Consider the following 10,735-nt stretch of genomic DNA (forward strand, 5'->3'; position numbering starts at 1 on the left):
CTTTTAAAAAGATAGAATGAGTGAACCCTGCCTACCAGTGAGCAAACGTAATAAATGGAGTAGGTGGTGTTTGAGATTACGCTTTCGCGAAAGCGAGATCAAAATCATCGCTGCCAGTGAATTACCCATAAAAAGTTGTATGAATTGTGGAAAAACTATTGTACTTTTGCAAACCCAAATCGAGAATAAGGAAACCGGTTGGGAATCAAAACTTTATAAACAATTCTTCTAAAGAAGTTCTGTAAGTTTCCACGCCTCTTTAGAATACAAATTTAATCAGCAAATAAAACATGGCTGAAGACAACAAAAAAGTAGCTGAAGTTTCAACTGAAGAAACACAGGCGCACACTGCACCTACTGCTACAGCACAACAAACTAACCCAACAGAATTTTTAGACACTTTTGACTGGGAACGTTACAGCGAAGGAATCGAAAAAGTTGATGAAGATCAATTGAAAGCTTTTGAAAAGCTTGTAGAAGATAACTTTGTAGACACTATCGATAATGATGTAATGACTGGAGTTGTTATCAAGATCACTGATCGCGATGCAATTATAGACATTAACGCAAAGTCTGAAGGTGCTATTTCTTTAAACGAGTTCCGTTACAACCCAAACCTTAAAGAAGGTGATAAAGTTGAAGTTCTTGTAGATGTGCGTGAAGATGCGACTGGACAACTGGTTCTTTCTCACCGTAAAGCACGTTTGATCAAAGCTTGGGAACGCGTTAATAATGCACACGATACAGGAGAAATCGTAAATGGTTATGTAAAATGTCGAACTAAAGGTGGAATGATCGTAGACGTGTTCGGTATCGAGGCGTTCTTACCAGGTTCACAAATAGACGTAAAGCCTATCCGTGATTATGATGCTTATGTAGATAAAACTATGGAATTTAAAGTGGTAAAAATCAACCACGAATTCAAAAACGTAGTAGTATCTCACAAAGCTCTTATCGAAGCAGATATTGAAGAGCAGAAAAAAGAAATTATCTCTCGTCTAGAAAAAGGACAAGTACTAGAAGGTGTAGTGAAAAACATTACTTCTTATGGTGTATTTGTAGATCTAGGTGGAGTAGATGGATTAGTTCACATTACGGATCTTTCATGGTCACGTATCAACCACCCTAACGAGGTTGTAGAACTAGATCAAACGCTTAACGTAGTAATCTTAGACTTTGATGAAGATAAGTCACGTATCCAGTTAGGTCTTAAACAATTAGAAGCGCACCCATGGGAAGCTCTATCTGATAAGATCAAGCCAGGAGATAAGGTAAAAGGTAAAGTAGTAGTTATAGCTGACTACGGTGCTTTTGTAGAGATTGAAGAAGGTGTAGAAGGATTGATCCACGTATCTGAAATGTCATGGTCTACGCACTTAAGAAGTGCTGGTGACTTTGTAAAAGTAGGTGATATGGTAGATGCGCAAGTTCTTACTATAGATAGAGAAGATCGTAAGATGTCTCTAGGTATGAAGCAATTGCATCCTGATCCATGGACAGACATTACTTCTAAGTATCCTGTTGGTTCTACTCATAATGGAGTAGTGAGAAACTTTACAAACTTTGGAGTTTTTGTTGAGTTAGAGGAAGGAGTAGATGGATTAATCTACATCTCTGACTTATCATGGACTAAGAAAATTAAGCACCCAAGTGAATTCTGTGCAGTAGGAGATAAGCTAGATATAGTGGTTCTTGAACTAGATGTAACAGGACGTAAATTATCATTAGGTCACAAACAAACTATGGATAACCCATGGGATAAGTATGAGGCTGAATTTGGAATAGGAACAACTCACGAAGTTGCTATTACTGATATGGTAGATAAAGGTGCTGTGGTTGAGTTTAATGAAGACATTACTGCTTTCATTCCTACTCGTCACTTAGAAAAAGAAGATGGTTCTAAATTGAAGAAAGGTGAGACGGCTCAAATCCAGATCATTGAATTCAATAAAGAATTTAAGAGAGTAGTTGCTTCTCACATGGTGATCCATAAAGAAGAAGAAGCTAAGATTGTGAAGCAGGCAGCTGCAAAATCTGCTGAGGCTGTAGATAAGCCTACACTAGGTGATGCAAACTCTAAGCTACAAGCTCTTAAAGATCGTATGGAAGGTAAAGCTCCTAAAGCTGAGCCTAAGAAAGCTAAAGCTGCTGCTCAAGAAGAAGAGTAGTCTTAATTTAGATCTTTTAATACTAAATCCCTTGTCAATTATGGCAAGGGATTTTTTTTTGAATACAACTGTTACAGTTTAAAAATATGCTTGTAAATAATACGAAATAGGTTCTTTAAATAGCCTTATAATTATTTCTGGTTACTTGTACTAACTTGATTTTTTAAAGTCTTAATAGATAGTTTCTTTTTTACTTACTTTTTACTTAAAATTATTTCTGTAGCTACGGTTATGCAAAGAATTTTCAACTTCAACTAAGTAAAAAATAATTCAATTTGTTTTAACGATATTATTACCACATATGGGTATTATAGATGTCTGCATGTCTACTTTTTAAAAATACGAAGTACTAAATAACATCACATTTTTTATTTAAAGCTTATCTTTGTCATTAAGCAGCAGCAATTAATGAGTCAAAAATTACTTCTTAACGCGCAGGAACTGGATATTATACTTCACAGACTAGCATGCCAGTTAATTGAAAACCACCATCGTTTTAAAAAAACAGCTCTTATAGGTTTACAGCCTAGAGGTAGTTTTCTCCTAAAAAGACTATCTATAATGCTCCAAGAACATTACGGAATAACAGACCTCAAAACGGGACTTCTGGATATTACTTTTTATCGAGATGATTTCCGTCGTGGAGAAGAACCGCTTAAAGCAAACTCTACAGATATTCAATTTATAGTTGAAGATATGAATGTAGTTATTGTAGATGATGTTTTGTACACAGGTCGTAGTATAAGAGCAGCACTAACAGCGTTACAATCATTCGGTAGACCTGCTTCTATTGAATTGTTAACTCTTATAGATCGTAGGTTCTCAAGACACTTACCTATACAGCCAGACTATAATGGAAGACAGGTAGATGCTATAGGTGATCAGAAAGTAAAAGTACTCTGGAATGAAAATGATGGAGTAGACGCTGTGTATCTTTTAAAAAATGAAAGCTAATGAGTGAATTAAGCGTGGACCATTTATTAGGAATTAAAGACCTCACTAAAGAGGATATCCATCTCATTCATACTACCGCAGATCAGTTTAAAGAGGTTATTAATAGACCTATTAAAAAAGTTCCGTCACTACGGGATATTACTATTGCAAACTTATTTTTTGAAAACTCTACACGTACTAAATTATCCTTTGAACTTGCTGAAAAACGCTTAAGTGCAGACGTGATAAACTTTAGTGCTTCACAGAGTTCTGTAAAGAAAGGAGAAACACTAGTAGATACTGTAAATAATATCCTTGCGATGAAGGTGGATATCGTTGTGATGCGTCACCCTAATCCAGGTGCTGGAGTATTTTTATCTAAACATGTAGATGCCAGAATCGTTAATGCCGGTGATGGTGCCCATGAGCACCCTACACAAGCCTTGCTTGATTCTTATAGTATTAGAGAGAAACTAGGAACTCTAGAAGGTAAAAAAGTAGTGATAGTAGGTGATATTCTCCACAGTCGCGTAGCTCTTTCTAATATATACTGCTTACAGAAGTTAGGAGCAGAAGTCATGGTATGTGGACCGGCAACCTTAATTCCTACTCATATTGAATCTTTAGGGGTAAAAGTTGAGTTCAACCTACGCAAAGCTCTAGAATGGTGTGATGTTGCAAACATGCTACGAGTACAGAATGAACGTATGGATATCTCATACTTCCCTAGCGTGCGTGAATATGTGCAACAATATGGAGTGAATAAGGAACTTCTAGATAGTCTTAAAAAGAAGATCGTCATCATGCATCCAGGACCTATTAATAGAGGTGTAGAGATTACAAGTGATGTCGCAGATTCTGATCAATCCATAATTTTAAATCAAGTAGAAAATGGTGTTGCAGTGCGCATGGCCGTTTTATATTTAATCGCTTCTAAAATTCAACGTAATAATGATTAGCGAAAATCACAAGAACTACATTTTATTAAGGGATGAGCAAGATGATATTAAAGATTTTGCTCAGTTTTTACCTTACATATTTGATCAATTTAAAGGTAAAAATGTTATTGTAGATCTACTGCAGTATAACGCAGCTATCTTAAATGATTTATTATTATTTCTTGAATTAAGTAATGCCCATAGAGCTACTAAACAATCTTTTGTCATGGTAAACGCTGCTTTATCTATAGATGATATCCCTGAGGAACTTATGGTTGTGCCTACTTTGCAAGAGGCGCAAGATGTTATCGATATGGAAGAAATAGAAAGAGATTTAGGGTTTTAAGCACTATTAAGTAAACCATATCATTTGAAATTAAAAATATTAGGTTGTCATAGCGCAACTCCTACAGCATCTACAAGACCTACCGCTCAAGTACTTGAGATGCGTGGCAATTTGTTTTTAATAGATTGTGGTGAAGGAACTCAAGTAGCCATGCGCAAAAATCGTATAAAATTCTCGCGCATTAAGTGCATCTTCATCTCGCATCTTCATGGGGACCATTTTTTTGGGTTAATAGGGATGATTTCTACTTTTTGTTTATTAGGAAGAGATACACCTCTTACTATATACGGTCCTAAAGGAATACGCGAAATTATATTATTACAATTAAAGCTTACTAAGAGTTACACGACTTTTGATTTACGCTTTCGCGAAAGCGAATCCAAAGAATCCCACCGCATTTATGAAGATGAAAAAGTGATGGTAACGACCATACCATTAGATCACCGTGTTTATACCAATGGATATTTATTTGAAGAAAAATCTCTAGATCGTAAACTGGATATTACAGCTTGTGAGGAATATGGTGTGGACAAGGCTTATTATCGCAAAATAAAACAAGGACATGACGTGGAACTCGATAATGGTAAGATGATTTCAAATCATAAACTCACTATTGATCCAGATCCTGCAAAGAGTTATGCTTTTTGTAGCGATACGATGTACAAGCCAGATATTGTTCCTATAATTAAAGGAGTAACCGTTCTTTATCATGAATCCACCTTTTTAAAATCACATGAGCATCTCTGTGAACGTACTAAGCACAGCACCGCTGCACAAGCTGCTGAAATTGCTAAACAAGCTCAAGTAGGAACACTTATACTGGGTCATTATTCCACACGATATGGTGACTATGAATTATTTAGAAAAGAAGCTCTAGAGGTTTTTCCCACCGTAGAGCTCGCTGCTGATGGTAAGGAATTTGTGTTTTAAATTCTTCATGTCCCTTAGTTCTATGACCGATTTGTTTATGAATTGTTGCTTAAACAAATTGGCATAACTCGGTAATGTTTAGGTGATGAAAATAATAAAGCCCAATCCAGAGATTGGGCTTTATTCAAAATTATTTCCTTTATTCTTAACTTGAATAAATCAAATAGGTATTAAATTTTTTTCATCTGCTGTTTCATCATTTTAATTTGATCAGCGAGCATGTTGTGTTTATCGAGTTTTTTAGCCTCAGTAAGTAGGGTAGTGGCTTCACGTTTTCTACGTTTAGTCATTGCGATTCCTGCAAGTTGGAGCTTAGCGACAGCAAGATCTTGATCCATTCTCAAGCCTAGATTAATGGCTTTTTTAAAAAACTTTTCACCTTTAGTCATATTCGACTGTGATATCATAATTCCTTGTAGGTAATTATAATAGCCTTGTTGCTTAGTAACTAGTGACGCTTCAGGATTTTTAATTTTATCTAACCATTTCATTGCCCCTGGAAAGTCTTGCTTTCTCAACTTTAAAAAGGCTAGTAAGATCATTTCATTCCAGAAATATAAGAGGATAAATATTCCCGCTAGCAGTATCAAAAAGATACCATTCATAATTTCATTTAATGTAAATTGATATACCGAAAACGCTACGATTAATACAGCGATGACTAGTTTGATGTTTTTATTAAACATGGTTTCTTCTATTTGAGTGTGCAAAGATATATATTTAAAGAGCAATTGTGGAATTTGAGGAATGTAGATTTGTACCTAATATTTTAAGCAAAAGGAGAACTTTAGGTACATATTGCTATGAATGTTTTACATAACTAGATCATAGCTACAGTTAATATGTCTTTTATTAATAAGTAATAGAGCATGATAGTACATCTTTAGTATATATAGATTTTAAAGATGGCACATCATTTTTTATAAGTGGCAAGGTTGTATAGCTTAACTAAAGTGGTAAAAAAAAATATTTAAAAAAAACTTCATGACCTATTGCCTGAGTAAAAAGACTTCTTATATTTGCACCCGATAAAAAATGGAGGTTTATACCTCATATTATATAGAGTTACAGAATTTAAGCTATGGCACAAAAAAGAACATATCAACCGTCAAAGAGAAAGAGAAGAAACAAACATGGTTTCAGAGAGCGTATGGCATCTGCAAACGGTCGTAAGGTTCTTGCACGTCGTAGAGCAAAGGGACGTAAGAAAGTTTCTGTATCTTCTGAGTTAAGACACAAGAGATAATGATTCTCTATTTATAAAATATAAGGCGTTACTTTTTTTAAGTAACGCCTTTTTTTATGTCTAGTCGTGAAATACTATCTTCCATAATAGTCGAAAACTTGTTTATTACTTCTTTAATCACAACACTATATCAAGTATAAAACTCGTTTTTAACCACGATATTTATACCACTTAAAAAAGTACCATAAAATGCCTAAAAGAACAGACCTTAAATCCATACTCATTATAGGAAGTGGACCTATCATCATAGGCCAGGCCTGCGAATTTGATTACTCAGGAACACAAGCACTGCGTTCTTTAAGAGAAGATGGAATTGAAACTATTTTAATCAATTCTAATCCAGCTACGATCATGACTGATCCTAGTATGGCAGACCATGTGTACCTTTTGCCATTAAATACTAATTCATTACGCAAAATTTTAAAGGAACATCCACAAATTGATGCCGTTTTACCTACTATGGGTGGACAGACCGCACTTAACTTGTGTATTGAGGCTCAAGAAAAAGGGATCTGGGAAGATCATGATGTAGATTTGATAGGTGTTAATATAGACGCTATTAACGTAACTGAGGACCGTGAGAAGTTTAGAGAACTCATGGGTGAAATAGGAGTGGGAATGGCTCCACAAGCGACCGCAACTTCTTTCTTAAAAGGAAAGGAAATTGCACAAGAATTTGGTTTTCCATTATGTATCCGTTCTTCATTTACACTAGGTGGCGCAGGTGCAGCCATCGTTCATAATGAAGAAGATTATGATGAATTATTAACACGTGGACTAGAGGTTTCTCCTATTCACGAGGTCATGATTGATAAAGCGTTACTGGGCTGGAAAGAATATGAGCTAGAATTATTACGCGATAATAATGATAATGTAGTTATTATTTGTAGTATAGAAAACATGGACCCTATGGGAATCCATACCGGTGACTCCATTACGGTGGCGCCTGCCATGACCTTATCAGACCGCACTTATCAAAAAATGCGTGATATGGCTATTCATATGATGCGCAGCATAGGTGAGTTTGCCGGTGGTTGTAACGTCCAGTTTGCAGTAAGCCCAGACGAAAAAGAAGAAATTATAGCCATAGAGATTAATCCGCGAGTGAGCCGTTCTAGTGCGCTGGCATCTAAGGCAACAGGTTATCCTATTGCAAAGATCGCTGCAAAACTTGCTATAGGATACACACTTGATGAGCTAGATAATCAAATCACTAAATCCACAAGTGCGCTTTTTGAACCTACACTGGATTATGTGATTGTTAAAATACCGCGCTGGAACTTTGATAAATTTGAAGGAGCAGAGCGCACGCTAGGATTACAAATGAAGTCTGTAGGCGAGGTAATGGGAATAGGTCGTTCCTTTCAGGAAGCACTTCATAAAGCCACACAATCACTGGAAATTAAGCGCAATGGACTAGGTGCAGATGGTAAAGGTTATACAGATTATAATCAAGTCATCGATAAACTCACACATGCTAGTTGGGATCGTGTTTTTGCACTGTACGACGCCATCGCCATGGGTATTTCGCTGGAACGCATCCACGATATTACTAAAATTGACATGTGGTATCTGAAGCAGTTTGAAGAATTACACTCGCTAGAAATTGAGATATCTAAGTTTGATATAAATACGCTTTCGCGAAAGCTACTCCTAGAAGCTAAACAAAAAGGATTTGCAGATCGTCAGATAGCACACATGCTGGGCTGTTTAGAAAGTGAGGTATACAACAAGCGCGATGAGATGAATATCAATCGTGTTTATAAACTGGTAGATACCTGTGCGGCAGAGTTTCCAGCAAAAACACCTTATTATTATTCCACCTTTGAGGCTGAAATGGAAACTGCTGACGGGAAACGATTTGCAGAAAATGAAAGCATCGTTTCTGATAAGAAAAAGGTAATTGTACTAGGATCAGGACCTAACCGTATAGGTCAAGGAATAGAGTTTGATTACTGCTGTGTGCATGGAGTTTATGCAGCACAAGAATGTGGTTATGAAGCTATAATGATCAACTGTAACCCAGAAACGGTTTCTACAGATTTTGATACGGCAGACAAGTTGTACTTTGAACCCGTATTCTGGGAACATATTTATGATATTATACGCCATGAAAAGCCTGAAGGTGTGATCGTACAGCTAGGAGGACAAACGGCATTAAAACTCGCAGAAAAGCTAGAACGTTATGGTGTTAAAATCATGGGAACTAGTTATAAAGCTCTTGATCTTGCCGAAGATCGTGGAGAGTTTTCAAATTTATTACAAGAGAATAATATTCCTTATCCTGAATTTGATACAGCCACCACACCTGCCGAAGCGCTTAAAGCTGCTGAAAAATTAGATTTCCCTATTCTTGTGAGACCATCTTACGTTCTTGGTGGACAAGGGATGAAAATCGTTATTAATAAAGACGAGTTAGAAGAACACGTCGTAGATATTTTAAGAAAAATTCCTAATAATGTTTTACTTCTAGATCATTACCTTGATGGTGCCATAGAAGCTGAGGCAGACGCTATTTGTGATGGTGAGAACGTTTACATCATAGGAATCATGGAGCATATTGAGCCATGCGGTGTCCACTCTGGAGATTCAAACGCTACTTTACCACCTTTCAATCTAGGTGATTTAGTAATGCAACAAATTAAGGATCATACTAAGAAAATTGCTCTAGCCTTAGAAACTGTAGGTTTAATTAACATTCAGTTTGCTATTAAAGATGATAAGGTGTACATCATTGAGGCAAATCCGCGTGCGAGTAGAACGGTACCTTTTATTGCTAAAGCTTATGGGGAACCTTATGTTAATTATGCTACTAAGATTATGTTAGGAAATCATAAAGTAACTGACTTTAAATTTAATCCGCAATTAGAAGGTTATGCTATTAAACAACCGGTTTTCTCTTTTAATAAGTTCCCTAACGTAGATAAGCGTTTAGGGCCTGAGATGAAGTCTACTGGAGAAAGTATTCTTTTTGTAGACAGTCTTAAAGATGATGAATTCTATGAACTTTACGCTCGTAGAAGGATGTATTTGAGCAAATAATTTGATGGTATCTCACTTACTGTCTAACTATTAAAATAAAAGCTTGGGATAATACCCAAGCTTTTTTACTTCAGTTTACAACAATAAATTATTTCATTCCACCAAATTTAATACCAGTCCATTCCGCCATTTCTTTTTTCCAGGTGGTAATGTCATTTTGATTAAATTTATTCAAATGATCGTGTCCACAAGCTCTTGCCATCACCTTCATTAAATCTGTAGAGGCAGAAAAGAAATTGTACAATTGTTTTGCCGATTTATCTACATTCAATAATTTCCTTAATTCTGGCTTTTGTGTAGCCACTCCAGCAGGGCAATTATTGGTATTACACATTCTGGCAGCTACACAACCTATAGATTGTAATGCGGAATTAGATACCGCAACACCATCAGCTCCTAATGCCATTGCTTTTATAAAGTCGTCTGGAACACGTATTCCACCAGTGATGACTAAGGTAACATCTTTTCTGTTTACTTTATCTAAATAATGCCTAGCTCTAGCCAAAGCGAGTATAGTAGGTACAGAAATATTATTTCTAAAGATTAAAGGTGCAGCTCCAGTTCCGCCACCTCTTCCATCTAAAATAATGTAGTCTGCACTGGCATCTAAAGCAAATTGAATGTCCTCTTCAATATGGTTTGCAGAAAGTTTAAACCCAATTGGAATTCCGCCTGTAACTTCTCTTACTTTATCTGCAAATTGTTTGTAATCTTCTGCTGTATGTAAATCGTCAAAAGTAGGTGGCGATACGGCTGGCGTTCCTTCTTCTAAATTACGTACTTGAGCAATTTTTCCGATGACTTTGTTTCCAGATAAATGTCCGCCTGTACCTGTTTTTGCACCTTGACCGCCTTTAAAGTGAAAAGCTTGCACTCGTTTTAATTTTTCCCAGTCGAAACCAAATTTTGCAGAAGCATACTCATAAAAATATTTTGAATTGGCTTGTTGTTCTTCGTCTAGCATTCCGCCTTCACCGGAACAAATACCAGTACCGGCAAGTTCAGCGCCTTTTGCTAAAGAGATTTTTGCTTCTTCAGACAAGGCACCAAAACTCATGTCAGATACAAACAAGGGAATATCTAGTTTCAATGGTTTTTTAGCATTTGGACCAATGATTAATTCAGAACCTAC

At 36.3% G+C, this 10,735-nt stretch carries 10 protein-coding genes; 8 read left to right on the plus strand and 2 right to left on the minus strand.

What is annotated here, in order from left to right:
- Positions 1–16: 16 nt before the first annotated feature.
- The 6 genes from ACTF48_RS05645 to ACTF48_RS05670 all read left to right on the plus strand — a co-directional run bounded on the left by ACTF48_RS05645 (position 17) and on the right by ACTF48_RS05670 (position 5,315).
- Positions 17–232: a hypothetical protein gene (locus ACTF48_RS05645; protein WP_438962173.1), complete on the plus strand. Its 216-nt coding sequence runs from the start codon at positions 17–19 to the stop codon at positions 230–232.
- Positions 233–290: 58 nt separating this feature from the next.
- Positions 291–2,168 (plus strand): 30S ribosomal protein S1, encoded by a 1,878-nt coding sequence (rpsA, locus tag ACTF48_RS05650; RefSeq protein ID WP_438962174.1) that lies wholly within the window; start codon positions 291–293, stop codon positions 2,166–2,168.
- Positions 2,169–2,576: 408 nt separating this feature from the next.
- Positions 2,577–3,122: a bifunctional pyr operon transcriptional regulator/uracil phosphoribosyltransferase PyrR gene (pyrR, locus tag ACTF48_RS05655; protein ID WP_438962175.1), complete on the plus strand. Its 546-nt coding sequence runs from the start codon at positions 2,577–2,579 to the stop codon at positions 3,120–3,122.
- Complete coding sequence (locus ACTF48_RS05660; protein WP_438962176.1) at positions 3,122–4,060, plus strand: aspartate carbamoyltransferase catalytic subunit; 939 nt, start codon at positions 3,122–3,124, stop codon at positions 4,058–4,060. The genes pyrR and ACTF48_RS05660 overlap by 1 nt, the downstream gene beginning before the upstream one ends.
- Positions 4,053–4,385, plus strand: coding sequence for a ribonuclease Z (locus ACTF48_RS05665; RefSeq protein ID WP_438962177.1), 333 nt, complete (start codon positions 4,053–4,055; stop codon positions 4,383–4,385). Before ACTF48_RS05660 ends, ACTF48_RS05665 begins: the two co-directional genes overlap by 8 nt.
- A 24-nt stretch (positions 4,386–4,409) precedes the next feature.
- Positions 4,410–5,315 (plus strand): ribonuclease Z, encoded by a 906-nt coding sequence (locus ACTF48_RS05670; RefSeq protein WP_438962178.1) that lies wholly within the window; start codon positions 4,410–4,412, stop codon positions 5,313–5,315.
- A 170-nt stretch (positions 5,316–5,485) separates the two neighbouring features.
- On the opposite strand, the gene ACTF48_RS05675 is transcribed toward ACTF48_RS05670, so the two are convergent.
- Positions 5,486–6,001, minus strand: coding sequence for a DUF2892 domain-containing protein (locus ACTF48_RS05675; RefSeq protein WP_438962182.1), 516 nt, complete (start codon positions 5,999–6,001; stop codon positions 5,486–5,488).
- Between the two features lie 395 nt (positions 6,002–6,396).
- On the opposite strand from ACTF48_RS05675, the gene rpmH reads away from it, so the two are divergent.
- Positions 6,397–6,561 carry a 50S ribosomal protein L34 gene (gene rpmH, locus ACTF48_RS05680; protein WP_438962179.1) on the plus strand — a complete coding sequence of 55 codons (165 nt, stop codon included), beginning with the start codon at positions 6,397–6,399 and terminating at the stop codon, positions 6,559–6,561.
- A gap of 189 nt (positions 6,562–6,750) precedes the next feature.
- The gene (carB, locus tag ACTF48_RS05685; RefSeq protein WP_438962180.1) at positions 6,751–9,603 is read left to right on the plus strand and encodes a carbamoyl-phosphate synthase large subunit; all 2,853 of its coding nucleotides are present in this window, start codon (positions 6,751–6,753) and stop codon (positions 9,601–9,603) included.
- A gap of 88 nt (positions 9,604–9,691) precedes the next feature.
- On the opposite strand, the gene ACTF48_RS05690 is transcribed toward carB, so the two are convergent.
- Positions 9,692–10,735 (minus strand): FMN-binding glutamate synthase family protein (locus tag ACTF48_RS05690; protein WP_438962181.1); only part of this gene is annotated, 1,044 nt, incomplete at its 5' end.

The organism is Nonlabens sp., from assembly GCF_965660805.1.
In the GTDB taxonomy this organism is placed as follows: Bacteria; Bacteroidota; Bacteroidia; order Flavobacteriales; family Flavobacteriaceae; genus Nonlabens.

Excerpts from the sequence above, each read along its gene's own strand:
- ACTF48_RS05645 (WP_438962173.1), top strand. The coding sequence starts at position 17 with ATGAGTGAACCCTGCCTACCAGTGAGCAAACGTAATAAATGGAGTAGG.
- rpsA (WP_438962174.1), top strand. The coding sequence starts at position 291 with ATGGCTGAAGACAACAAAAAAGTAGCTGAAGTTTCAACTGAAGAAACA.
- pyrR (WP_438962175.1), top strand. The coding sequence starts at position 2,577 with ATGAGTCAAAAATTACTTCTTAACGCGCAGGAACTGGATATTATACTT.
- ACTF48_RS05660 (WP_438962176.1), top strand. The coding sequence starts at position 3,122 with ATGAGTGAATTAAGCGTGGACCATTTATTAGGAATTAAAGACCTCACT.
- ACTF48_RS05665 (WP_438962177.1), top strand. The coding sequence starts at position 4,053 with ATGATTAGCGAAAATCACAAGAACTACATTTTATTAAGGGATGAGCAA.
- ACTF48_RS05675 (WP_438962182.1), bottom strand. The coding sequence starts at position 6,001 with ATGTTTAATAAAAACATCAAACTAGTCATCGCTGTATTAATCGTAGCG.
- rpmH (WP_438962179.1), top strand. The coding sequence starts at position 6,397 with ATGGCACAAAAAAGAACATATCAACCGTCAAAGAGAAAGAGAAGAAAC.
- carB (WP_438962180.1), top strand. The coding sequence starts at position 6,751 with ATGCCTAAAAGAACAGACCTTAAATCCATACTCATTATAGGAAGTGGA.